25 protein-coding genes are annotated in these 24163 nt (G+C 39.3%); 22 read left to right on the top strand and 3 right to left on the bottom strand.

The features are described from left to right. Positions 1-28 precede the first annotated feature (28 nt). The 5 genes from ABLT31_RS30935 (at position 29) to ABLT31_RS30955 (ending at position 3516) form a co-directional block, all read left to right on the top strand. Positions 29-958, top strand: a complete 930-nt coding sequence (locus ABLT31_RS30935) for a glycine betaine ABC transporter substrate-binding protein (RefSeq protein ID WP_367758965.1) — start codon at positions 29-31, stop codon at positions 956-958. A gap of 18 nt (positions 959-976) precedes the next feature. After that, a complete protein-coding gene (locus tag ABLT31_RS30940) occupies positions 977-1153 on the top strand; it encodes a DUF5131 family protein (protein ID WP_367758967.1) in 177 nt (58 codons plus the stop codon). An 862-nt stretch (positions 1154-2015) separates the two neighbouring features. Continuing rightward, a complete protein-coding gene (locus tag ABLT31_RS30945) occupies positions 2016-2216 on the top strand; it encodes a small, acid-soluble spore protein, alpha/beta type (RefSeq protein ID WP_367758969.1) in 201 nt (66 codons plus the stop codon). Positions 2217-2660: 444 nt separating this feature from the next. Then, on the top strand, positions 2661-3059 hold the full coding sequence (locus ABLT31_RS30950) for an ATP-dependent DNA ligase (RefSeq protein ID WP_367758971.1): 399 nt from the start codon (positions 2661-2663) through the stop codon (positions 3057-3059). A 13-nt stretch (positions 3060-3072) separates the two neighbouring features. Beyond that, positions 3073-3516, top strand: a complete 444-nt coding sequence (locus ABLT31_RS30955; protein ID WP_367758973.1) for an ATP-dependent DNA ligase — start codon at positions 3073-3075, stop codon at positions 3514-3516. A 316-nt stretch (positions 3517-3832) separates the two neighbouring features. Here the strand turns inward: ABLT31_RS30955 and ABLT31_RS30960 are convergent, their stop codons facing one another. Further along, positions 3833-4117, bottom strand: coding sequence for a hypothetical protein (locus ABLT31_RS30960; protein ID WP_367758975.1), 285 nt, complete (start codon positions 4115-4117; stop codon positions 3833-3835). An 899-nt stretch (positions 4118-5016) separates the two neighbouring features. On the opposite strand from ABLT31_RS30960, the gene ABLT31_RS30965 reads away from it, so the two are divergent. The 4 genes from ABLT31_RS30965 (at position 5017) to ABLT31_RS30980 (ending at position 9035) form a co-directional block, all read left to right on the top strand. Beyond that, positions 5017-5175 carry a hypothetical protein gene (locus ABLT31_RS30965; RefSeq protein ID WP_367758977.1) on the top strand — a complete coding sequence of 53 codons (159 nt, stop codon included), beginning with the start codon at positions 5017-5019 and terminating at the stop codon, positions 5173-5175. An 885-nt stretch (positions 5176-6060) separates the two neighbouring features. Next, entirely contained in the window at positions 6061-6309 is a 249-nt protein-coding gene (locus ABLT31_RS30970) for a hypothetical protein (RefSeq protein WP_367758979.1), read from the top strand. A 793-nt stretch (positions 6310-7102) separates the two neighbouring features. Beyond that, positions 7103-7852 (top strand): hypothetical protein, encoded by a 750-nt coding sequence (locus tag ABLT31_RS30975; protein WP_367758981.1) that lies wholly within the window; start codon positions 7103-7105, stop codon positions 7850-7852. A 286-nt stretch (positions 7853-8138) separates the two neighbouring features. Further along, positions 8139-9035, top strand: a complete 897-nt coding sequence (locus ABLT31_RS30980) for a LysR family transcriptional regulator (RefSeq protein WP_367759012.1) — start codon at positions 8139-8141, stop codon at positions 9033-9035. 619 nt (positions 9036-9654) lie between these two features. On the opposite strand, the gene ABLT31_RS30985 is transcribed toward ABLT31_RS30980, so the two are convergent. Then, positions 9655-9900, bottom strand: a complete 246-nt coding sequence (locus tag ABLT31_RS30985) for a hypothetical protein (protein ID WP_367758983.1) — start codon at positions 9898-9900, stop codon at positions 9655-9657. A 493-nt stretch (positions 9901-10393) separates the two neighbouring features. Here ABLT31_RS30985 and ABLT31_RS30990 point away from each other — a divergent pair, with 493 nt between their 5' ends. The 9 genes from ABLT31_RS30990 (at position 10394) to ABLT31_RS31030 (ending at position 20597) form a co-directional block, all read left to right on the top strand. Then, complete coding sequence (locus ABLT31_RS30990; protein ID WP_367758985.1) at positions 10394-11818, top strand: YVTN family beta-propeller repeat protein; 1425 nt, start codon at positions 10394-10396, stop codon at positions 11816-11818. Positions 11819-12332: 514 nt separating this feature from the next. After that, positions 12333-12917, top strand: a complete 585-nt coding sequence (locus ABLT31_RS30995; protein ID WP_367758987.1) for a sigma-70 family RNA polymerase sigma factor — start codon at positions 12333-12335, stop codon at positions 12915-12917. Beyond that, the gene (locus ABLT31_RS31000; protein WP_462976556.1) at positions 12904-13647 is read left to right on the top strand and encodes an anti-sigma factor; all 744 of its coding nucleotides are present in this window, start codon (positions 12904-12906) and stop codon (positions 13645-13647) included. The genes ABLT31_RS30995 and ABLT31_RS31000 overlap by 14 nt, the downstream gene beginning before the upstream one ends. Before the next feature lie 291 nt (positions 13648-13938). Further along, a complete protein-coding gene (locus ABLT31_RS31005) occupies positions 13939-15339 on the top strand; it encodes a stalk domain-containing protein (protein WP_367758991.1) in 1401 nt (466 codons plus the stop codon). A 744-nt stretch (positions 15340-16083) separates the two neighbouring features. Next, on the top strand, positions 16084-16455 hold the full coding sequence (locus ABLT31_RS31010; protein ID WP_367758993.1) for a DUF2203 domain-containing protein: 372 nt from the start codon (positions 16084-16086) through the stop codon (positions 16453-16455). Between the two features lie 723 nt (positions 16456-17178). Continuing rightward, a complete protein-coding gene (gene ltrA, locus ABLT31_RS31015; protein ID WP_367758995.1) occupies positions 17179-18552 on the top strand; it encodes a group II intron reverse transcriptase/maturase in 1374 nt (457 codons plus the stop codon). 355 nt (positions 18553-18907) lie between these two features. Beyond that, positions 18908-19360 carry a VOC family protein gene (locus tag ABLT31_RS31020; RefSeq protein ID WP_047679368.1) on the top strand — a complete coding sequence of 151 codons (453 nt, stop codon included), beginning with the start codon at positions 18908-18910 and terminating at the stop codon, positions 19358-19360. A 394-nt stretch (positions 19361-19754) separates the two neighbouring features. Beyond that, complete coding sequence (locus tag ABLT31_RS31025) at positions 19755-20186, top strand: tyrosine-type recombinase/integrase (protein WP_367758998.1); 432 nt, start codon at positions 19755-19757, stop codon at positions 20184-20186. A gap of 42 nt (positions 20187-20228) precedes the next feature. Beyond that, entirely contained in the window at positions 20229-20597 is a 369-nt protein-coding gene (locus ABLT31_RS31030; protein ID WP_367759000.1) for a tyrosine-type recombinase/integrase, read from the top strand. A 136-nt stretch (positions 20598-20733) separates the two neighbouring features. On the opposite strand, the gene ABLT31_RS31035 is transcribed toward ABLT31_RS31030, so the two are convergent. After that, entirely contained in the window at positions 20734-21282 is a 549-nt protein-coding gene (locus ABLT31_RS31035; RefSeq protein WP_367759002.1) for a TetR/AcrR family transcriptional regulator, read from the bottom strand. Positions 21283-21453: 171 nt separating this feature from the next. Here ABLT31_RS31035 and ABLT31_RS31040 point away from each other — a divergent pair, with 171 nt between their 5' ends. The 4 genes from ABLT31_RS31040 to ABLT31_RS31055 all read left to right on the top strand — a co-directional run. Then, positions 21454-22917, top strand: a complete 1464-nt coding sequence (locus tag ABLT31_RS31040) for a DHA2 family efflux MFS transporter permease subunit (protein ID WP_367759004.1) — start codon at positions 21454-21456, stop codon at positions 22915-22917. Between the two features lie 46 nt (positions 22918-22963). Next, on the top strand, positions 22964-23107 hold the full coding sequence (locus tag ABLT31_RS31045) for a hypothetical protein (protein ID WP_367759006.1): 144 nt from the start codon (positions 22964-22966) through the stop codon (positions 23105-23107). A 212-nt stretch (positions 23108-23319) separates the two neighbouring features. Further along, entirely contained in the window at positions 23320-23787 is a 468-nt protein-coding gene (locus ABLT31_RS31050) for a CBO0543 family protein (RefSeq protein ID WP_367759008.1), read from the top strand. 267 nt (positions 23788-24054) lie between these two features. Beyond that, positions 24055-24163: TetR/AcrR family transcriptional regulator (locus ABLT31_RS31055; RefSeq protein WP_367759014.1), on the top strand; the 109-nt coding region annotated here is incomplete at its 3' end.

Here is a 24163-nt window from a genome sequence, read left to right on the forward strand (position 1 = left end):
GAAGACAAAGAAACAAGGGGGAAGCGAAATGGTGATAAAACCGAAGAAGAACAAAAGATGGTTCGGAATCATGAGCCTAATTTCCGTCCTGTTTATCCTCGCGGCGTGCAGCGGGAATTCTTCAACTGTTAATAATGCGGAGCAGGAGACCCAAGCGCCAGCCAATGAAGCGGAAACAGAAGGGAATGAACTGACGATCGGATATATTCCGTGGGATGAAGACATTGCCGTCACCTTCTTGTGGAAGGCTTTATTGGAGGAAAAAGGGTATAAAGTGAATACGGTTCTGGCAGATGTTGCTCCCGTTTTCTCCGGGGTGGCTCAAGGAAGCATTGACTTATTTATGGATACATGGATGCCCGCGACCCATGGGACTTATATGGAGAAATATGGGGAACAGGTTGAGGTATTGGGCACTTGGTATGATCAAGCCGATAATGGCCTTGCCGTACCAGACTATGTCGATGCCAAATCAATTGAGGATCTGGCGAAATCTGGGAAAGAGTTTAAAGGACAGATTATCGGAATCGAGCCTGGTGCCGGTTTAATGAGGATCACAAAGGAGGCGGTCCCTGGCTATGGCTTGCAGGATTGGAAATTAGTTGAAAGTAGCACGCCAGCCATGCTGTCGGAATTGGATAAGGCCATCGCCAACAAGGAACCGATTGTCGTTACGTTATGGAGGCCGCATTGGGCTTTTAGCGAATATCCATTGCGTTACTTGGAAGATCCGAAGCAGTTAATGAATCCTTCCGGAGCTGAACAGCTTCAAGTGATTGCTTCCAAAGGATTCTCCAATGATTTCCCGGAAGTAGCGAAATGGATCGGTCAGTTTAAAATTTCCGCCGACCAATTGGCCAAGCTGGAATCTTCAATTCAAAAAGCATCCAATGAACAGGAAGGGGTACAAAAGTGGCTGGAACAAAACAAGGATATCGCCAACCAGTGGCTCAAGTGATAGAAGAAGGTGCTACCGATGGCCAATTCGTCCATTGAATGGACCGACTATACGTGGAATCCCGTAACAGGCTGTTCCAAGATTAGCGAAGGTTGCCGACACTGCTATGCCGAGCGCATGGCTAAACGTCTCCGATCCATGGGGCAGCCCCGATATAAGGATGGATTTAAGGTAACGCTCCACCATGATGTGTAGTGAATCTTATGGGAGCGAAGAGCACGAGCAACCAATTTTTCCGTAGTCTTAGGGTTTTTTGGTTCTTGTTTCTGATTCTTCTTTCCTTTCTTTCGAGGTTTACGGAGGTTGCGCTTTATTCGTTTAGTCAAATGAGGAGAATCCGTCAGCCAGAGTTGGCGAAAGAAGTCGTAGAAGGTACCAACACCCGGGGTTTTCCCTGAAGGAAAACCGCTAAGGATGGAATAGACCGGCGTGATTCGCATCGCGTAGACCCATTGATCTACGCTCATGTGAAGTTTAGTCATCAATAGAATGCTTCGAAGCAGATTCGCTGGATCATGCGGTTTTCTACCTTGAGTTTTCGCCGAATAACGATCCTTCATGAGAAAAGCTGTAGGAGACAGATCCATTGAAGTCGTCCAGAGGATCGTTTCTGCAAAGTAATCTTGTAGAAAGTGGATCGAATCTCCGTAGTGTTGATGTAGCGTCTGAGTAACAAATTGAAGATAGTCGTGGTGAGAACGTACAGTTGGAATCATGACAATCACCCCATCGTCCGTAGTAGGCCTAACACCTTCCTGGCGATTTTGTAGGGATTTTGATTTGTCAAGAAGAAAGTTAGTTCCCACCTCTTTTTTGAGGTGAAACAATAAATAGCCCTAGTCAAAAGACTAGAGCCATCAAGGAAGACTTAATTCCGAGAGTCTTATTGTATAATAAGAGGTGATAAACACATTCAATATTGAACTAATTAGCGTGTAATATATTTTTAATATTCAGATGATATATAAATAATGAGTTTCTATGAATAAAGCACAAAGATAGTGGAATGATACTTTCACAAGTAGTTTTCAAAAATTTATGAGTGGAGGTATGTAAATTGCCAAATCGTAATTCAAATCAAAAACTTGTACAGCAAGCTGAGAGTGCTATCGACCAAATGAAATGGGAAATTGCTCAAGAGTTTGGTGTACAGTTAGGACCAGACACGACGTCCCGTGCCAACGGTTCTGTTGGGGGAGAAATCACCAAACGATTAGTACAGTTTGCAGAACAGGCTCTAGCAGGAAGAATCCAATAAACCAATCGATGGAGTAGGACTTTAATAAAATAAACAAGCCATGAGAATCAATCCAATCGATTCCCATGGCTTTCGTTTTATACCTTAAGCCGTTTCACTGTTATTAATCTTTTCCTTTAAATTCTTACGGGCTGAAAAGCAGGGATTTTCGATGCAAGGCTGCTTTCTCCGTCATATATTTAGTCTGAATTGCTGAGGCACCAAAGGGTAAGGGGATGTTCTGGAACCTCCTTTGCAGCAGTTCGGGCTATTCGTGTTGGCTTGTGTAGTCGGTCATCTCAGCTTCTGGCTTCAAAACCCGTCCGGGGAGTAGGGGATGTAAGAATGGATGTATGACGACAAAATAGTAGAAAAATAAATAGAAGGCTTGATGGACGAAATCCTTCCATTCTTTTCATATTGATTGAACCCACGGAAATGTTATGGTGATTATGGAGGGATGATATGTTAAACAAGCCCTTGAAGCCCATGCTGCTTCATAAGTCAGACACCATAAAAGAAGGTGCCGAATATTTTCACCAGCTCAAATTTGATGGCCACCGAGGGCTATTCCATTACGATAACGGGCGGGTGAAGGTCTTTACCCGCCAAATGAATGACTGCACAGCCCAGTACCCCGAGCTTCAAAACGTACGACTACCAGTGGAGACCTGTATATTGGACGGAGAAATGGTTGTGCTGGACGAACAGGCCAAGCCCTGCTTCGAATCGGTCATGAAACGATTTCAAGCTCGTAAAGATTCTTCCATCTTCCGTCTTTCTCAGACCTTACCCGTTCATTTTATGGCCTTTGATATTCTTTATCTCAACGGAAAAAGCTTAATGAATGACCCATATACATGAGCGATGGGTTATCTTGAATGAAATCATAGTAACGCCAGATTGGATATCCTTATGCCCCACGTTTGACGATGGAAGTGGTTTATTTCAGGCCGTTGTTCAGCAAGGGTTAGAAGGTATGGTAAGCAAACGTAAGGATAGCAAATATCATCTGGATACTCGCAGCGATAACTGGCTTAAGGTGAAGAACTATCAATATGAAGTGGTTGAGATCGGCGGAATTCGGAAGAAGGAATTTGCATGGTCGATCCTAAAGAATGGACGTTATGTAGGGACATGTGAATTCGTACCCCCCAACGAACGGAAAGCCTTTTATCAAATTGCCAAACAGCTCATTCAAAAAGAGGATGATCAATGGATCTATCTCGATCCATTGGTTAAAGTGAAGGTGAAGTTCCAGTGTTGGACGAAAGCCGGGCTCATGAGGACACCTAGTTTTGTTGAGTTTGTCTTTTCGTAACGCCAACCGCTAATTTTCATGGTTTTCATGAAAAGAAAAAGTTTAATAAAAAGTTCAGGTTGAGAAAAACTTACCTCCCGGTTAAATCGGGAGGATTTTTCATTTTGAAATCAAAGGTTCAATGTATGTGGGAACGTCGTTTTTGACGTTTCCAACCATTGAGGATACCGCGTACGCCATCATCTTATTTGCATCGAAGATGGCAAGCAAGTCCCGCAGTAAATTCGTGTCCAACGAATGTGAAAAGACCACCAATCTATTTAATTTCCTAGCTTATTACTTTTATTTTTATATCATCTTCAAGGAAATAGAGGCTTTAGGACTGCTCTATAGAGGGGATCCACTCCTCTTCAACTTCTTTTAATCGTTTGGTCTTCGTTCCCATTTTTTCAAGAAGATAGCCTAAAAGAGTACCCAGAGAAACATCCGGAGAGGGGAGGTTGGATTGGTTGATGATCTTTAGGACTTCTTTTAACTGCTTGAATCGTTGAGGGTCTAATTCTTCTTCAACGAATTGAACTAATAACCGACCTAGTGCTTGTTTATCTTGAAGGGATATATCTAACAAAAGGGCGATGGTACTGGAAATGGTCCTATCCAAACTATAAGCTAGGCTAGGGGCAGCAAATCGTTCATAGTCTTATTTACGAAAACGAAGATTAATCCGGTGTTGACCGGGTTTCCACAATAGACAATATCTCCTTTAATAAGGAAAATGAAATCCCTTCTTAAAAAAGGTGCTATTTTTTCTATAACGGTCCGTGTTCGGATTCCTTGAAAGCAAAGTTCTTCGCCAATATCTTTCAGTGGACGATTGCAAATGTAAGCTAACCGATAAAGTACATCATACAAAGGCAACAGTATAGTTAGATTAATGGCCCGTTTCTTATCGGGATCGCTCTTTCCGCTTTTTCTTTTACTCCTCGACTCATCTTTCGACCTTTTCTCTTCCATGATCCTTTAAACCGTGTTTACGTGTTTAAGACTTTATTAGTACATCTAATGTGGAGAAGAAGGGGGGATGACGAGGATTAAGGTTGGACTTTTCTGGTTAGACTGGCAATTAAGAAGAGAGTTAAGCCCGAGAACGTTGTAGAAACAACAGGATGCCAAAAAGTTAAAGCAGGATATCTTAAAATGGGCAAAGGAAAACGATTGGCTAGTAAGAAAAAACTTCCGAAAAAGAATAGTTAAATTAAAGGATTACAGAAGATATAATTTCTTCAGGTGAATAATATTCACCTTGGGCTACGTTAAATGCGAGAGCCCACATGATTGCAGTCATTCATAGCCAAATGATCAAGCAAGGTGCTGTAGGTGGATTCCTGGTTACAATAAGTAGTTATTAGGAAAATGCAATTGAGTATGCCAAAGGACTAAAGATCGAACTCGTTGACAGGGAGAAATTCGTTGAACTATGGTTAAACGCTCTTGGGAAGACAAGAGAGACTTTTATTCCAGTAGAAACAACCCCGTAAAGTAATGAAGGAGGTTCCCGGAATGACAAATACTCAGTTTCTGTTAATGATATTGCCCGGTTTAGTTATTTTAATTATGGGCCATATAAAAAGAAAACCTAAAGCACGGTGGATTGGCCGGGGACTGCTTTTCCTTGTAATTGCTATTGCCTATGTAATGCCCAAATTTAATACAATGTAATAGAGACGATAAAACATGGCATAACAAAAGCACCCCGTTCGGAAACAGGGTGCTCTTTTCTTTTTTAGTTAGACATCACCCTTACCCTTGAACGATATGTTTCCAAAATATAAATTAGGATACGTTTTAGTAAAACTCTTGGTACTATCGCAACTAGAAACTTGATAGGGAAGTTAGCTCGAATCTTAATCAAAATTGTTCATGGAGAATTTATTTGTCTTGATAAAGCTGCTCCTATCTATGATCAGACCGCATAAAACGAAGAAGTTCTCCTGGTTCACCTTCCTTTCGGTCAGGTTCGATACGGAGTTATATCCTCTAATTCACGAAATTTTACCTTACGTAGATTGGCTCGTTCGCAGGATTTTACAAAGAAAGCAGGGAGGACCGGGTTCGAGTCCCAGAAGGGCATAGACTTATTAACTAAACCGTCATCCGTCTCCACATCTTGGACACAGGTGTAATGAAGGAATGTAAGGGCATGGACCCGTAGAGCAGTGGGAGGTGAACTTCCAAGGAAAGGTAGTAGAGGATACGTCACGTAAAAGATTTCCAAGGTGAATCGACATCACTTCTTCTATATTAAACATGCTTCAATTCAACACCACCGGTTCTATCTGACATACTCTCCATCCAATCATCTCTTTTCGAGGTAGTGAAATTCTGCGAATGAGAGAGCATGTGGAAAAACTTCCTTAAATATCGAGGGACGGGGATCAATTGTTCAATAACCCTTTTTGCCGTCAGTATAAAGAGCTAACGTTGGATGAAAATAAATATGAGCGGGGTAACGATGGAGCAGAGATAAGGGTGTAACCAATTATTTGATTATTCCAAGCAAATGTAGGGAACTTTAGTATTGTAAAAATACTAAGGAGGAACTTTATGATAACTATTCAAATAACAACCTCAGGTGGAGATTCAAAATTCCATGTTATTAATGATCACAGACAATTTGACTTAACTACAGATGAGGCACTTAGGATATCAAATAATAATCAAAATATTGGTGCTGTATGGCCTTGGGTGGCAAGAGGATTAAACTTAACTAAAAAGGAAGAAGAAAATATACGATTTATCAACGATAGAGGAGGAGAGTATACCCCTGAGATTTACACTTGTAGAGCCGAATAGGCTCATTTTTTATTAAATCTAAAGGTGACATCAAATCAAGAACAATTATTTAGGCAAAAAGTTGATTTTTACGCTATCGGAGATTGATAATCGAGGATCGAGGGTTACGATCCTCTTTTGCGTTGCTACGGACGAGTAGTTTAACGCAACAAACGATTTTGTCTAATATGATTTTGGGAACAATATCCTCCAGAGAAAAATTCAACGGAGAGTCAGCTTATTTGCCTATTATTTCATGGTTGTAATCAGGAAGCAAAGTTGATGCTGAACCTGAAATTTCCTACAAAGAGACCAAGCTGAAATGATTGATTCATTTTGTTTTTAGAAGCAGAGACAACATAAAAATCGTAGTGGTTGCTGCTCAATATGTTATGTTATCGTCAAATCTTCAACAAGAAACAAGAAACAAGGAACCAATTTGAAACAATAAGCAAAGTACAATACACATAGAATACATTTGATAAATAATTGGAAATGGGACTAAAGGTGATTACGGTGGAAAAAATCCAAAGCAAACTATACCACGCTCGCAAACGTTCCTAATGCTTCTTCTATCAAACAGTACGCTAACGGAATATATGTTGGAATCTACGGACACAATCACTTTTTATGGATTTTTACATACTTCCCTTATTGAAAGAGTAAAAATTGTGGTTAGGTAGTAAAACTGAAGGTGAAAATGGGAGGGGGGAAGGTGAGATATCTTTATTGGATTTATTAAAATATTCCGTTAGCGTACTGTTTCTTAAATGGTATATAATAGAATAAGCGTGATATGAGAGGAGGAGACACGATGAACCCAGATCAAGAAGAGGTGCTAACCGTAAAAAAAATAGGGCTTAGTCACAGGGAACTGTTTATGTTATTCGTACTGCAAGCACTCGATCAACGGACAGAGAGCGGATCGGCACTCTTTCTTAAAATGGGCCAAGAACTATTAGGAAGACGAGTAAGCCAATCCCATTTTTATGCGACGTTAACTTCTTTAAGAGAGCAAGGATTCATACAAAAAGTACCTTCCACTGATCACCGTCAAACTTTATTAACGATCACCCCGACAGGCAGACAGAAACGAGAGTGGTATAGTCAAAGTTATATAGAGTCTTTTACGATAGTGAAGCATTGGGCCGATCTGTTCGTATTTGAAATTACACGGATGGGTAGCAAACCTTCAATTATCCATACAAATAGTAAACACCAGAAATTTTTTAGTCGTTTGGTTCATGTCCGCCGCTTAGTTGAGTGGATGATCTTAAAAGAACTTCACCACACACCTCGATTAATCCCATCCACGATATTCAACGAATCTCTCAAAAAGTATGGTTGGCAACCGGCCAAAACCTATTTTTATGAAGTTCTTTGGGATATGGAAAAGAAAATATGGGTAGAAGGGGAATGGGAAGGAGAGCGGAGGTCCCATCGAGTATACCGGCTTCTACCTAAAGGAAAAGCGGTCTATTCAAAAGTGGAGGAAGAAGTCCTTACCTCCGTTCGAAAGGTACAGGTGTTTATTAGTTCCGTACTGCAGTTGCTCCAAGTATAGCCTTCAATTTGTTCCTAAATTAAAGATTATCAAATAGAACAATAATTCCTACTCTAATGATTGTACTTTCCTCTTTAACCTTGAAGATAGATACTACGTTATTGCAGCAGACCAGTGCAAATTGCCAAAAGAAGAGAAAGTGAAGCATCTGCTTTTACAAAATGAAAATTTTCACTTAGCGAATCTCTTGTTCATTCTATCCTTCTTAACATTTAGAAAAATAAATCATTTAAGATATAATGATAATTATTTACTAATGAATGACTTCCTAAAGAAAGGGGACTTTATGGATCAATCGTTACTGGTCTTTATATCTGTAGCTGAAAAGCAGAACTTTTCTCGCGCTGCCGAAGAACTGCATATGACTCAGCCTGCTGTGAGTCAGTACATTCAAGCATTAGAAAGAACGATAGGAACTAGATTATTGGAAAGAACAAATAAATATGTGCGTTTGAACAAAGCTGGAGAAATTGTTTACCATCATGCAAAGGAAATTACGAGTCTTTACTCTCGGATGCAAGGCTTAGTGGATGATTTGCTGTATGAAAACAAAGGAGATTTATCCATCGGCGCCAGCTATACCTTTGGTGAATACATTTTGCCTCATATCATCGCTTATTTGCGTCAAGAGTATCCCTTGATAAAACCGAACATTACGATAGGAAATACAAAAAAAATTGCAGAATTGATCCTTGCCCATCAATTAGACGTTGGAATTGTTGAGGGAGACTTTAAACATGAAGATTTATCTATTGAGCCATTTTCAGAAGATCACATGTTTGTCATTGTTTCAGCTCATCATCCATATGCTCATCTCAAGGAAATTCAATTAAGCGAATTGACGGATGAAACTTGGATTGTGAGAGAATTGGGCTCGGGAACACGAGAAGCAACGGAGAAAATGTTTTCTGAATTTCATTTTTTTCCAAAAGACATTATGGAGTTTGGCAGTACTCAAATTATTAAAGAATCCGTAGAGGCTGGCCTAGGTATTACGCTTCTATCCCATTGGGCAGTTAAAAAAGAGGACTCACTCGGTAGTTTAAAATTACTGAAAATCAATGGTAACCCTATTATTCGTCAATTTTCAATTGTAAAAAAAGATACGGAGTTTCATACCAAAGCAACGAAAGTATTTTTAGAGATCTTGTGGAAAAATAAGGACTTGCAAGCTTTTAGATAAGGAAAACCCTATGGCTTCTTACAGGGGATTCGCCATAGGGTTTATGCACAAAACTAACCATACTCACTTTTCCTAACCTGTTTTTGTGATTTCTCTAATTGTGATAAAGGGTAATAACGTAATCACAACAAGGCCAACTCCTAATCCTTTAACCACCTCAACGAGTGTTCCTTTCACGCATAATCCCGACCTCTCCGATTTGATTTATTTGTTATTAATTTTTGAAATAATCATACATCGGAAATTTATATATGGAAAATTAATTATTGTTATTAAAATAATAACCATTTACTTATTATCGTTAAATTCACTAAAAACAAGAAACTAGTAGCAATGACAAATTAAAACCCCAATATAGAATAGGTTTTTATTATTTATAAGTAAATACTTATTGTAATGATTAAATATATTAATTTTTCATATGTCCACTTTTCAATGTATTCTCAATTTAAGGTAATTTACAATAAATCCAATCGAAGAAATGGGGAATTAAGAAATGACTGAACAAGAACAATATCGTGAGATGATTGCTAAAGTAGAAATTGAACAAAGAGTGCTTTACATTCGTGAGGATGGTATTTGGGAGTGGCGTTAAATTTTTATAAAAGTTACAAAGAGTCTACAAATTAGCTTCATAATCAGCTTTTACAGCTTCATAAGCTTTCTGTGCGTTTTCTATGTACTCAAGTTTCTGCTCTGCATCCTCCTTTGCATACTTCAAGACGTTTGAGACGGAAACTCGATAAACTCTATCCAACTTGCATTGATAATCTAACTTGTCAAATTTCGGTTGACCTTTGAAGAATACAGCAATGTGAAAAAGGTCGGCAAAATATTCGATACTATAAAGTTTGTGGTCAAGCATGATATCCACTCCTCTTACATTTTCTTCCTATACAATAATACCAGGAAGGAGAGTGGAAGAGGTATAAAAAAATTATGAATTGTTTTATACATTAGACTAACCTATCTAATTACCGTGCATACTTACTATAATCCCTTACTTCAAGAATAGTGTTATTAGTTAAAAAGAATAGATGCATTGAATACAGTATGCGTACCCTATTATGGAACGGATTAAAAATACATGCATTTCCTTTTTCATTTGTGAATGGGATCTGTGTTGCAATTGAACATAGAACCGGAATAAATATTACTGGCAATAAAAAGTACAGTAATAAACTAATTTCACTAAAGTTCTAATTTTCAAAACTCATCAGGTAATACCAAAAATATGTTCTCTAGAGTTTAGCAAGTAGGGGGTCCACTAATCATTTTGTTTCAATTTTTATAATTTGCAAACCGATATCTTCTTTTATTCGTTTACTTAACTAGGAATAAAAAAGGAGGTATCTTCCATGATACAACACTATTTAAAATCATCTTATGTGGTGCTATTTATTGTTACATTATTACTGTTAGTCACAAGTGCATGCAGCAGTGGACAAAACACTCAACCTGTAGCCATGGGAAATAACGAAAGTACTAATGAAGAAAGCACTAAGACAGATAATGGCCACTCCCCCTTAATCTATGTCAACAATCAGGAAGAAAACACTGTTCAAATCATTGATCCTACAACATATAGCGTTGTTAGTACGTTGAATGTAGGGGAAAAACCTACATATGTTCAAGTAACGCCTGATGGAAGTTATACGTATGTTGTAAACAGCAAATCAGAAGAAGTTTCAATTATTGATACCAAATCAAAAGAAATAATTAAAAGCATTCCGGTTGGTAAAACACCAAAAGGAGTGAACTTTACAACAGACGGAAAATGGGCCTATATAATAAATGAAGGTGAGGGTACTGTGTCAGTCATTGATGTTAAACAAATGAAAAAAAGTACTATCATTCAAGTTGGTGAATTCCCTCATAACGGAATTTCTAGCCCAGATAGCAGTAAATTTTATGTTACAAATACAGGCTCAAATTCGATATCCATCATTGATACAAAAAATCAATCTGTTATTAATACAATTAAAGGTGTAAAAGACTTGCCTCATAATTTAACAATTACACCAGACGGAAAAGCACTTTGGGTAACATTAACAAAATCAAATGCCATTGGAATTGTTGACTTGGAAAAAGGAGAAATGGTTGAAACGATTGCTGTTGGCAAAGGGCATCACGTGATTGATTTAACAAATGATGGTAAGTTTGCGTATGTTGCGAATATAGGAGACGATACCATTACAGTCATTGATACAACATCAAAAGAAGTCATAAAATCGATTAAAGTAGGACAAGGTCCGCATGGTATTGCAATCACTCCAGACAATAAAGAAGTTTATGTACCTGTTACGGAAGAAAATAAACTTGTTGTCGTCGATACAACAACGAATGAAGTGATCCAAACGATAGAAACAGGTGCCTTTCCGTTTTTCACAGCGACAATGGGAAGCCGAGGTACAGCTTATTTTACGGAAGGTTTAATGACGGAAAACCATCATTCAGAAAAAAAGGTATCCCAAACACAAGAGAACTTAGATGATTCAAAACAAGAAGCATCAAAAATGGTTCTTGAAAGCACCCCTCTTTTAAAAACTGACGAAACATATACGTATACATTTAATGAATCTGGGGAATATGCTATTCATTGCGATCCTCATCCATATATGACAATGACGATCATTGTTAAAGACGGTGAATTGCTGGAGGGACAAACAGTCGAAATAAAAGACTACACTTATACACCAGAAACACTTGAAATCACACCTGGTACAACTGTAAAGTGGATAAATAAAGATACCATCCAGCATAATGCTGTGATTAAAAAGTAACGTTTTGTAATAAGAAGGCCCTCGTGCCTTCTTATTTTATAAATTCTTCAACATAGTTGTTATCTCTTGTTTTTATACTTTTTCGTTATGTTTTAAAATCAGTTACGTTTGATATTTCAAATATTAATTGAATACCTTCACATACCATATTGATTCTTAGGATTCGTAATGATTATTTGTTAAGCGGATACAACTTCTGCACCTTTTAGAGAGAATTTTTGAAGGTTTAGATGAAATTGCACGTATAAGAACTGAAATAATGCCACGATATAAAAAGTTTAATTTTTGTAGCTTTATCATTTGACTAAGAATAAATAAAAAAATTACTAAAGATGTTTTGAATAGGCCTTCAAACTTTTCCTGCTGGTTTGATTTATTTTAGAGAGGTCTTCAAATGATTGGCTTCGAAGCAATAAACTATCATTTGGAGTAAATATTTAAAAATAGAATCAAACCGGTTGTTGTTTTTTTACGTTAATAAAAGTATGAGTAAAAAACAAGGAGTGCCTATCTCATGCGAAACAAGAGTGATACAGAATTAATGCGGCTGGTCATGGAAAAGAATCGCCCAGCATTAGAAGAATTATATGATCGTTATATTAAATTAGTCTATTCCTTTGCTATGAAATCAACCAAAGATGAACATATGGCAAGGGTAATCGTTCAAGCCGTTTTTACACGCTTATGGACGACCGAGAAAGGTTATGATTCAGAAAAGGGCCAGTTCGTGAATTGGCTACTGACCATAACCCGGAATATTACGATCGATCATATCCGAATAGAAAGACGCAATCAGTCCTTCGTTCCAATTGAGCCTGAGCGTTGGGATCGGATTCCTGATCAACCGGAAAAAAATCCCGCCAATATCGTATCACGGAAGCTACTTCGGGAACAGGTTGAAAACGCTTATCAATACTTATCGAAAAGCCAAAGAGAACTCATCCAATCCTTATATTGGGAAGGCCATTCACTTAGTGAAATTGCCCAAATGAGAGAAGAGCCCATTGGCACGATCAAGAGCCGTCTTCATCAAACACTTAAGATTCTGCGAAGCCACTTGGTACTAGAGATGGAGGAGTTTAAAAGTGGGAGTTTATGAACATTGCTCATTATCTAATGAGATTCTAGCTTATGTAATCGGAGAAATTTCAGAAGAAGAAAAAAACTTCATGGATAAACATCTTTTAAACTGTTCCAGTTGTAGTAGGGAAGTAAGAGAATTGCAGGAGGCTTGGGATATGATTCCATACAATCTGGAGGAAGTGGATGTTCCCGACGATCTCAAGAAAGAAGTCATGCAAGCGATCTTTTTTTCTGAAGAGGAGGATAAGCCTGCGAGTAAATGGAAATGGCCAGAACGATTGACATTTCTAGGCCTTCCCTCCTATATATGGATAACTGCCGCCTTGACAGTTGCTTTGGTTGGTGCTTTATGGAACAACGTAATTATGCGACAACAGTTGCTGGCTTTAGAACAACAATCCCAGCTTCCCTCTCAGGTCCTTCAAGCCTATTCTTTAAAGTCGGCAGATCCCTCCCTTGTATCAGCCAAAGGGAACGTCTGGCTGTTTGAGCAAGGAAACGCCAAAAAACTCGTCTTTCATCTCGAGGGACTGGAAGCGACAAAGGGAACTGAGACCTATCAAGTATGGTTGATTCAGTCGGGAAAGAGGCGAAGTGCTGGGGTATTCCGTGTAGATAAGCAGGGAAACGGTGTTCTGACTTACGAAATGAAAGAAGAACAGTTACCGTTTGAAGCTATTGGCATTACCTTGGAACCGGATGCCGATGGAACCCAACCAAGAGGAAAAAAGGTGTTAGGAACTTAATAGAACCGTTTTAACAGGGGTTGACTAAGGATCTGGGACAACCCCTCGTTTGTTATTGTAACAGGTCCTAAAAAGATTGTCCCTTTATCCAGGTATTCGAATTCTGTCTTTTTCCTTCTAAAACCTTTCGTCCGATACCCCCTTATTCAGGTTATAAAATTTCGTTAACAAGGCAACCCCCCTTCCTCTTCTATCAAAAAATATTTTTATTTTGTACAAACCGACTGAATTCTTCGTCGTTCTCTTAGTAAAAGCGAGAAATTCTCGCAATTAAACTTAGGAGGAATACGAATGAAGAAAATGATGTCTTCCATATTATCTGGTCTGTTAATATGCGGAATACTGGGAACAGGAGCTCAAACTGAAGCTACTAATATGAATAACGCTTCTCTAATCAAAACAGTAGTACTCCTTAATGGAAAAGCCCTTGAATTTAGTCAGGAACCTGTACTTGTACATAATCGCTTATTGGTTCCTTCTGAAACTTTTGCAAGAGAAATTGGGGCCAAGATGACTTACGACCAGGTAAACAAGACAATAAGAATTATAAAAGGAAGCAATATTTATTTACTTCCAATCGGTAGCAATGCAGCGAACTTTAACGGGACCACTGTAAGTTTGGATGTGTCTGCCGCTATTATCAACCAGGTGCCATACGTGCCGCTTCGTTTTGTTTCTGAAAACTTGGGGCTTAAAGTCGGTTATAGTCAGGAGACCCGTACTGTATCCTTAAAAGCCAACGACAATCCTTCTTTTAAGGTGATATCTCCTTCCCAAGATGATATTCTTTACACCAATCAAGTAAAGATTTCCATTGCCTCCTTTAATCATGAACTAGTGGACTTCCGACAACAAAAGCAACCTCAAAACGGGAAGGGACACATCCATCTTTGGCTGGATACAGATCCTTCCAATCCTATGTTAGCTTATAAAATGATCGATGGAGAACCCGCCGTGTTTGAGAATGTACAACCTGGAGATCATACTCTTACGGTCCAGTTGGTGGGAAATGATCATAAGCCAATTACGCCTGAAGTTAAGCAAGTCATTACGTTTACAACAGCAACAACTCCATCACTAGCCATCAAAGGACCTAAGGAAGGTGAAACCATCTTCGGGGACAAAGTAACGGTCACCTCAGAACTGACCGGGTTCAAATTCTTAGATTTCCGTACGAAGAGTGAGGTAGCTGTTGAAGAAGGCCATTTACACCTCTGGCTAGATACGGATATTACCAATCCCAAATTGGCCTATAAGCAAATTAGCGAAAAACCTGTGATTTTCGAAAATATAAAGCCAGGCGATCATACATTGACCGTTCAACTCGTAGGGGCCAATCATAAGCCGATTGTTCCTGCAGTCAAGGAGGTAGTAAAATTTAAAACGGCAGCCCATCCGTCACAGAAAACAGAGAAAACATCTACAAAGCCAGCTAATCCAGCGAAAACCTACACGGTAAACATTGAATCGTTTGCTTTCAAGCCAGGTTCATTGACTGTAGAAGTCGGATCTACAATCACATTCAACAACCTGGATGATGTCGATCATACGGTGTCGGCTAAAGATGAATCTTTTAACAGCGGCAATATTGGCAAAGGAAGATCATATACCATGACCTTCAAAAAAGAGGGGGAATATCATATTTATTGCAAGCCGCACAACTTTATGGTTGGTATGATCACCGTAAAGTAATTAATAGAAAATTTAAAAAAATGGATTTTCAGGCCCCAACTAATAACGAATGCTGTCTTCATCGGGTGGGGTGATCCGACTGATTTTGAGGAGCATAATCAGTAAGTCTTTAAACACCTTAGGTCCCAAATGATTAATTCACTGAAGTTCCATGGGCTTTCTAGATGCCACCTCCTGTATCGTGATCGGCTCCAATGCGCTATGACCTTTGGCTCGTCGACGAGGAAGGATCTTTTTTAAGATGTTGATCAGACGAGGGGTGATCACGGGATAGAAATGATGGGATAGTCTAGTGAGCTCTTCAATGGGTTGTTCTAAGATGTGTTCAGGGATCGATAGTAAAGCTTGAAATGAAAGTTGGGGATGTTCTCGGATGAGTTCTTGGAAGCTAGGTAGTAAGGTCGGACATAGAATGGTTCAAGGTTAGACGATAAAGGGCAGAGAAGGCATCGGAGTAAAAGAGGACGCGCATGCGATCTTAAAGTGGGGGATTCTCTTTCTGCTCTTCATCAAAAACTCCGCTCACCCGGAGGTTTTGCGATTTTACGTTTCCTCCACAACCTCACGGCCTACGGTAACCATTCGCAAGGTAACAACCCGTCACTTTGAAGAAATACGTATTCCGGGAAGGTTAGCTACATAATGGAATCAATACGATTTGATGAAGTGGATAAAATAAATAATAAGAATTAGTACCTGGAGAAGGATATGGTCTATTCCTGTTTTGAATGGAGGTGTATTTTCTTGACGAAAAAGTACTTTACTCTTTCCGAAGCTCAAGAGCTACTGCCCATCATCCAAGTTGAGCTTCATCATTTGCAGAGACTTCAGAATGAGTTTCAGGATAAATATGTCGAGTTACGTACCATAAACGATGGAGAAGGAACTTTCGAATTGGAATGTCAGCTCGAGTTTCTGCAAATGGAAGCTAATATGCATATTAACAATATACATACCCAAGGAGTCCAATTAAAGGATATTGATCATGGATTAATTGATTTTCCTGCTTGGATCGATGGTGAAGAGGTTCTGCTTTGCTGGAAACAAGGGGAGGATCAGATTGACTATTACCATGGTATCCACGAAGGCTTTATGGGCAGAAAGAAAATTAAATAGCATCTGTCAAGAAAGAGAGAAATCGCACCAACTTCCAATAGTTAGGCGTTTCTTTTTATCTTAGGTCTGATTAGACATTAATGACATTTTACTTTGTTGATTTTATTAGAATAACGGGATTAAATTACTTAGGAAGGCTGCTTAGGACAGTCTTCTTTCTTTTGTTGTTGCGCTATTGGGCAGGATAGCACAATAGTGCGCCTAGCAAAGCTAGGCACAGCTCATTGGTGAAAGTCCAATCGAGGTAGGGGCCAAGCCGCCTCGTAGCTAGCAGGCATCTGGTGGTGAGAGCCTAAGGATGGAGCCCTGTGAAAAGCCCTGACTAAGGGTGAAGCAAGACTGCAGGCCGTAACATGAAGTGAATCCTGCCGCATCGTCATTTACAACCCGAAAGGGACAAGAGGGAGCCGAATCTCGTATTGTGTGATGAAGGCCATGGAACGCGTGAAGAACTTGGAGAAACAGCGCGGAAGAACCCTCCGGTGTATGGGGATCGGCATGCAGTGACAGTTGTGTCTGGAACTAGGGAGACCCTACCTCGCACGACGGAGTCGTAAAGCGTGAACCTATAAGCCCAAAGGGGTGAAGTGGCCAGCGGCGAGAAGGGAGTCGGAGGGGGCCATAGTACCGGGGAAGCGAGGACAACACAACCTCGTGGAGGGAAGGGCGTGTGTAAACACAGTACCCCACTTTGTTCACGGGTATCAAAGGAGGTAAGAGCGAGTGAATGCAGTGAAATTTGCTAACTACATCAAAGGAAAAGTTCGAGAACTCCAAAGAACCCTCTACCTTGCGGCTAAGGCGAATGCCAAGCGCAGGTTTCATGCTCTGTACGATAAGGTGTACCGAACAGATGTCATGCGGGAAGCATGGAAGCGAGTCAAGGCAAATCGAGGTAGTGCAGGAATCGACGGTGTGACGATTCAGCACATTGTACGGGAGTACGGGGAAGAACAATTTGTGAGAGATACCCAACAGCAGTTGTTGGAGGACACCTATCGACCTCAACCCGTACGAAGGAAGGATATACCCAAGGGTGATGGTAAAACACGGCCACTGGGGATACCTGTCATTCAAGACCGACTGGTGCAGATGGCGGCAAAAATCGTCCTGGAGGCGATATTTGAAGCAGATTTTAAAGACTGCTCGTTTGGGTTTCGACCGAAGCGAAGCGCCAAACAGGCGATTGAGAGGATACACAAAACGGTGAACTACGGGAGAGTATATTGGGTGGTGGATGTCGACATCACCGGGTACTTCAACAATATCCCGCATGACAAACTGCTCAAACTCGTGGAACAAAGGGTGAGCGACCGAAGAGTGTTGAAACTCATTCGAAAATGGTTGAAAGCTGGAGTCATGGAAGAAGGCCTGTTCCGTGACACAGAAATCGGAAGCCCCCAAGGTGGCGTGATTTCCCCATTACTTGCGAATATCTACCTAAACTATCTCGATTCTATATGGGAGAAGAAATTTCTCCATATTGGCACACTAGTGCGTTATGCTGATGATCTGGTTATTTTATGCGAAAAGAAAACCCACGCTCTTGAAGCCATTCAAGTGCTCAAGGCAGTTTTCGGGAAACTGGAACTGACCATGAACACGGACAAGTCCAAATTAGTGAACCTGTGGTTGGATAAAGAGGGGTTCGACTTCCTCGGATTTCATCACCGGCGCATGCCGAAGTTGTTTAAGTCGGGGAAATTCTACGACTTGCGGAGTATTCCATCTAAGAAGGCGATGAAGAAAATGCGTGCCAAGGTGAAGGAAGTAACCGCACCACGCGCACTTCTCTATTGGTCGCCTAAACAAATGGTAGACAAGCTCAATCCTATTATACAAGGATGGAAGAATTACTACGGCAGCGTGGACCCAGGCATGTCAAACAAATTCCTGGCAAAAGTGGATTGGCACATTATTCGGAGACTGACACTGTACTGGAACAAGAAGTACAAGCGAAACCATTTGCATCCGAGAAAGGTAGCAGAGGAATTCGGACGTATGGGACTGAAACGAGTTAGCGCTTGGGGTAGCTATACTGCACAAGGTGAAGAGCATCGGAAAGCCGTATGCGGGAAAACCGCTCGTACGGTTTGATGAGGGAGGACTGGGAAACCAGTCCCCTACTCTACATCAAAAATAATAAGCAGGAGATAATATCGTAACTCCGAATTGTTAAAGTATAAAAATATTAGGAGTTTAGAAAAGGGGTATCTACGTAATTTTATTACGTAAAACGATCTTATTACGGTAATTACGAATTGAATTTCTAGAATAAAAGTTAATATGACATATCCGAAAACCAAATTTCACATTTTACTATACTGTGACTTATCTTTGTTATCATGAACTGTGACAAGATGTTAATCGTTTGGAAGGAATTAGTAATTCTTGATAGAATAAATATGAAGATGATCAGGTAATAAATTTGTACACATAAGGAGATAAAACTATGGCAAAAAACAAATTACTAAGAATGGACAATGTTGGCATCGTTGTAGAATCCCTTGATGACGCAATCTCTTTCTTCGAGGAGATTGGCTTGAAGCTCGAAGGGCGAGCTACTGTCGAAGGTGAATGGGCTGGTCGCGTAACCGGGCTGGGTTCACAGTGTGTAGAGATTGCTATGATGGTTACCCCAGATGGCCACAGCCGACTTGAACTTTCGCGATTTCTCACCCCACCTACTATATCAGATCACCGAACTGCTCCTGTAAATGCCCTCGGTTATCTACGCGTCATGTTCACCGTTGAAGACATTGACGAAATGGTATCCAGACTCACTAAGTATGGTGCTCAGCTCGTTGGCGAAGTGGTTCAGTACGAGGACTCGTATCGGCTCTGCTACATTCGTGGAAATGAAGGACTTCTAATCGGTTTGGCGGAACAACTCGGTAATAAATAAGTGACGTTTAAAAGAAGACTTAACTGAAATATACATTACTAGAGTAAAAATAGAAACAGAAAAGCAGTGTGAAAGTATCTCGAAGAAGTCGGGTGCATCATATAAACACCGCATTCACGCTCCGGGTCTGGGCGACCCTCGGTCCCGGAAACAAGGAACGAGGAAGTAATTGCCGGGACACATCCGCACCGACTAACCGCATCGCGGCCGGCAGCAAGCTGCCTTAACTCGGTGGGACTTCGTGATGCATGAACTTTAACGGAAATCAATGCAAAACCAAATTAAAGGGACTCAACTAACGGGGATCGCTACTTCAACAGAATAAAATGATTAACCCTCTCCCATTCCAGTAATGCTGGATCTATGAAGATAAATTCTGGGGAGGGGTTTCTTTATGTATTTAAGTGAGTTGTGGAACTTATATAAGGCAGACAAACGTATTCTGGGGTTCAGTCCTTATACATTAAAAGCGTATTCTCTTCAGTTAAATGTCCTCATTCGTGAAGTAGGTGATCTGGAACTAGAAGATGTCACGTTGCCATTGTTAAAGAATTATCTGGCAAAACAGTCAGAACGTCTAAAGCCCAGTAGCTTGGGTCATCGCATCCGATTCATAAGGTCACTTTTTCGATATGCATTTGAAGAAGGATATATCGCACGAAATCCGACTCTCAAACTTAAAGAACCGAAGTCCGACAAGAGAATCCCCAAATTCCTGATCGAAGAAGATGTCATTCATCTCAAGATATCCTGTCAGTCCCTCCGAGACCATGCTCTGCTCCAATTCCTTTACTCCACAGGCTGTCGTGTGGGAGAGGTTCATTGACTAAACATCGAAGATATCAATTGGGAGAAAGGATCTGCGATTGTGAATGGGAAGGGTTCAAAACAAAGAGAGGTTTATTTTACAACGGAGTGCAAGGTGTGGTTGAAAAAGTATTTAGATAGTCGGGAAGATCATTGTGAGGCGCTTTTTGTAACGAACAGGAAACCAATTCGAAGATTGACCATCCCAACCCACCGTTACGCTGTAAAGTTGATTGCTGCCCGTGGTAGGATTCCTGTCAATATGTATCCTCACCGTTTTCGACACACCTACGCTTGCCAACTACTCGATAATGGCGCACCATTAGATTTCATTCAGGGGATGTTGGGGCATGAAAAGGCATCTACAACTCAAATTTATGCTCAGTTACGTGGAGAGCGTCGTAGAGAACTATATAAACGATTTTTCTAGGAGTCTCATGGCTCCTTTATTCTGCTAAAGGGAGTTTAGCGGAATAACAAACTATAATTCTACACCTTATACTTGCATAATCGATAATTCTTATGGAACTGATTACAAAAAAATGGGCTGGAATATTAGTTTAGAATCATTGCGATTTGTACATTAAATAAATTTGATTTGCAATATAATCTGAACTAAAATGAAGCCCCTTCCTGATCCACCACATGATGATGCCTACCAGTGAGGCTGTTTTTATATCTACTGAAACGTAATTTGCAGGTAAATCCTTCTTCGTATTCTTCCTTCTTGTTTCTATTAATTTCTTTAATAATAAAAACAATTGCTCCTCAAACTGATTCACACTAAATAAGATAAGTAAATAATTTCGATGGGTATACAAATAATCAAGCAATTGCGTTAGCATTTGTTTTTCTGATAAATCTTTTGTATGTATTAAATCATCAATTTTATCAGAAAGCTCATTTAAAATCTCATTAGTGATTTGCGTTAGTAAATCTTGAATATCCTGATAATGTAAATAGAAGGTTGTCCGATTTAATCCTGCTTTGCCTGCGACTTTCTGTACCGTTAAATTTTTTACAGTGGAGTCCTCACATAAGAGAGAAAAGACGGCATTTTTGAACATTTCCCTTGAACGAATGGTACGAGGATCTTCATTTTTAGGTGTAGACATTTTTAGACTCCTTATAGATTTTTTATTAACTTTCTCAACATGACATACTTTCTGTGTCGAGTAGTGAACATTTTCAAAAAAACTGTTTATGGTTAATGAATAATTATTTTGTTACTATGATTTTATCGACACAGTGTTGATAACTCAAGTATAAAATGAAGGAGTTTATAAATGCCGATGGAAATAACGGAAGGAAATAAAAAAAACTTAATAATTGTCCTGATTGCAGGGTGTTTTTTATCAACATTAAATCAGACGCTATTAAATGTAGCACTGCCTAACTTAATGGAAGTATTTAATGTTACGGCTGCAACTGTACAATGGCTATCTACAGGTTTTATGCTCGTAAACGGGGTATTAGTGCCGATTACTGCGTTTTTAATGAAACGTTTTACAACAAGGCAGTTGTTTATTAGCTCGATGTTCTTTTTGTTCATCGGGTCTGTGCTTTGTGCCTTTGCCATGAATTTTGGCATTCTGTTAACAGGAAGAATGATTCAAGCCATCGGGGCAGGAATCATTATGCCACTAATGATGACGGTTATTTTACACTTATACCCTTTAGAAAAACGTGGAAGTATTATGGGGACCATTGGCTTTGCCGTGATTTTTGCGCCAGCCATCGCTCCAACATTATCAGGTTTTATCATTGACTATGCATCTTGGAGATGGTTATTTATTGGATTGGCTCCAATGGTTTTAATCGTCATTATTCTAGCGTTTAAATTTTTAATGAATGTTGCAGAAACAACAAAAGCAAAATTAGATACTGTAAGTGTTATTTTATCAACGATTGGCTTTGGTTCAATTTTATTTGGATTTAGTAGTGCAGGAAGCAAGGGATGGGATGATCCAGTTGTTATTACAACCATGATCATCGGATTCATCGTTACAAGTCTCTTCTGTTTACGTCAAATAAAGTCTAACGATCCATTATTAAATTTATCCGTATTCAAGTATAAAATTTTCACTCTCACATCAGTCATAAACGTACTCATTACGCTGATCATGTATGCCGATCTTATCCTTTTACCGATCTACTTGCAAAATGGACGAGGTTTTACCGCATTGGAAGCAGGTCTACTTCTATTACCCGGAGCTGTGATTAATGCCTTCTTATCACCTATCACAGGCAGAATGTATGATAAATATGGGGCGAAACCACTGTTTATTACAGGTCTAGTATTTATCATGATTTCGATGTGGGGTGTCATTGATTTGACTGAATCCACGACATATATGTATTTAATGGTTCGGACCATTATTTTACGAATTGGATTAAGTTTTATTACGATGCCTTTAAATACAGCAGGGTTGAATGCTTTGCCAAAAGAATTGGGTTCACATGGTTCAGCGGTAAATAATACCATTCGCCAATTAGCAGGTGCTATTGGAACCGCAGTTGTCATCACAGTTTATTCGATTCAAGCAGCTTCACATGCGTCTGAGTTATCTATTGAAAATGGAAACATTTCAGCGGTGCAACTAGCGAAATTAGCTTCTATCTTCGGGTCAAGTGATGCCTATGTATTTATGTTATTCTTATCTTTTGTGGCATTAATTTTTGCATGTTTAATGCCTAATAAAGTAGCAATCCAAAAAAGTGAAAGTGAATCACATACTAAAGTAAGTTAACTTATTGTTTCACTCGTACTTTGTTCAGCTAACGGAGATCGATAACATGGGTAAAGGTGATATCGAAAATATGAATAAAAAAGATAAAAAAATAGTCACTGGTTTCTTCATATTTGCATTCGGATTGTTCTTTTTAGTGATTTGGATTTTGCTTGCGATGATTAATGAAACTCATGAGTTGATACCCTAAATTTATTTAGGATTTTATTTCTAACGGGATTCCATAGTTCAATAACGGTTGCTTGCGATGGCAGCCCTTTTTTCGTTACTCAACTAAACCAGTTATGTTCAATACCACTTTGAGTATCGAACATTGCAAGGAAGAGAGAAAAAATGGGAAATGTAGATAATAATAAAAAATAAAAAAGCCATAACCAATTACCTTTAAATGAGGTTACTAATATGCCTTTTGCTATTGGGCTGTGTATTTTGTCAGTTCTTCTTTTTTTATTTTTTAGTGACAAGAAGAAACTACCCGTTTTTACCCACACAAGTTTGGTCGCGTCACTTATCGCTACCATGACCGATTTGTTAATGATTCCTTATCCACTTTGGAATTATCCTAGTCAAACTTCGTGGAACTTATTTTACAAGCAAATAATTCACACGTTCACTGTATATCCTGTGGTTGTATATTTGTTTCTTCAAACACTTCCAAGAAAACAAACCTTTATAACGGTAGCACGACATATTTTTTATTGGACAATTCCATGTATCTTATTGGAATGGATTTGCTTAAAAATTAAATACATTGAACACGGATTATGGTGGAATTTAGGGTACTCTTATCTTGTTGATTGGATATTATTTAGCTTGTTTTACATCTACCACAAGTGGGTAATGAAGCATATAAAAGAGGTAACTGAATGACTTTTCTAATTAAATCGTTAAAGTAACAACTTAATTCCTGTGGCTGTTCTGTTAACGGGCAGTTTTGCTTAACAGAGACAATTTTTAAAGTCTGCAGGTAATCATATAAAATGGTCGAAAATTAAGTTCAAAAAGTATTGAAGGCTTCCTACTTTATGATGCTTTTTTAACTGCATATGTGCTGTTGCCTTTGACAATTTATAAAATATAGAATAAAATGACAATGACAGTAAGTGATGACAGTCATCGTGGAAAAGAGGGATGAGAATGAGCAGCAGTAACAATCTGGGTAGTGATGATAAGCTGCTGTTGGCGGCGATCGATCTAATAGCAGAGAAAGGCTACAACGGTGTATCTACCAAGGAAATAGCCGAAG

The organism is Ammoniphilus soli, from assembly GCF_040813775.1.

Bases quoted from the DNA above. Each gene is read 5' to 3' on its own strand.
- ABLT31_RS30990 (WP_367758985.1), top strand. From the start codon at position 10,394: ATGATACAACACTATTTAAAATCATCTTATGTGGTGCTATTTATTGTT.
- ABLT31_RS30975 (WP_367758981.1), top strand. From the start codon at position 7,103: ATGAACCCAGATCAAGAAGAGGTGCTAACCGTAAAAAAAATAGGGCTT.
- ABLT31_RS31020 (WP_047679368.1), top strand. From the start codon at position 18,908: ATGGCAAAAAACAAATTACTAAGAATGGACAATGTTGGCATCGTTGTA.
- ABLT31_RS30985 (WP_367758983.1), bottom strand. From the start codon at position 9,900: ATGCTTGACCACAAACTTTATAGTATCGAATATTTTGCCGACCTTTTT.
- ABLT31_RS30940 (WP_367758967.1), top strand. From the start codon at position 977: ATGGCCAATTCGTCCATTGAATGGACCGACTATACGTGGAATCCCGTA.
- ABLT31_RS30980 (WP_367759012.1), top strand. From the start codon at position 8,139: ATGGATCAATCGTTACTGGTCTTTATATCTGTAGCTGAAAAGCAGAAC.
- ABLT31_RS30995 (WP_367758987.1), top strand. From the start codon at position 12,333: ATGCGAAACAAGAGTGATACAGAATTAATGCGGCTGGTCATGGAAAAG.
- ABLT31_RS31035 (WP_367759002.1), bottom strand. From the start codon at position 21,282: ATGTCTACACCTAAAAATGAAGATCCTCGTACCATTCGTTCAAGGGAA.
- ABLT31_RS31040 (WP_367759004.1), top strand. From the start codon at position 21,454: ATGCCGATGGAAATAACGGAAGGAAATAAAAAAAACTTAATAATTGTC.
- ABLT31_RS31050 (WP_367759008.1), top strand. From the start codon at position 23,320: ATGCCTTTTGCTATTGGGCTGTGTATTTTGTCAGTTCTTCTTTTTTTA.
- ABLT31_RS30970 (WP_367758979.1), top strand. From the start codon at position 6,061: ATGATAACTATTCAAATAACAACCTCAGGTGGAGATTCAAAATTCCAT.
- ABLT31_RS30950 (WP_367758971.1), top strand. From the start codon at position 2,661: ATGTTAAACAAGCCCTTGAAGCCCATGCTGCTTCATAAGTCAGACACC.
- ABLT31_RS31045 (WP_367759006.1), top strand. From the start codon at position 22,964: ATGGGTAAAGGTGATATCGAAAATATGAATAAAAAAGATAAAAAAATA.
- ABLT31_RS30965 (WP_367758977.1), top strand. From the start codon at position 5,017: ATGACAAATACTCAGTTTCTGTTAATGATATTGCCCGGTTTAGTTATT.
- ABLT31_RS31005 (WP_367758991.1), top strand. From the start codon at position 13,939: ATGAAGAAAATGATGTCTTCCATATTATCTGGTCTGTTAATATGCGGA.
- ABLT31_RS31025 (WP_367758998.1), top strand. From the start codon at position 19,755: ATGTATTTAAGTGAGTTGTGGAACTTATATAAGGCAGACAAACGTATT.
- ABLT31_RS30935 (WP_367758965.1), top strand. From the start codon at position 29: ATGGTGATAAAACCGAAGAAGAACAAAAGATGGTTCGGAATCATGAGC.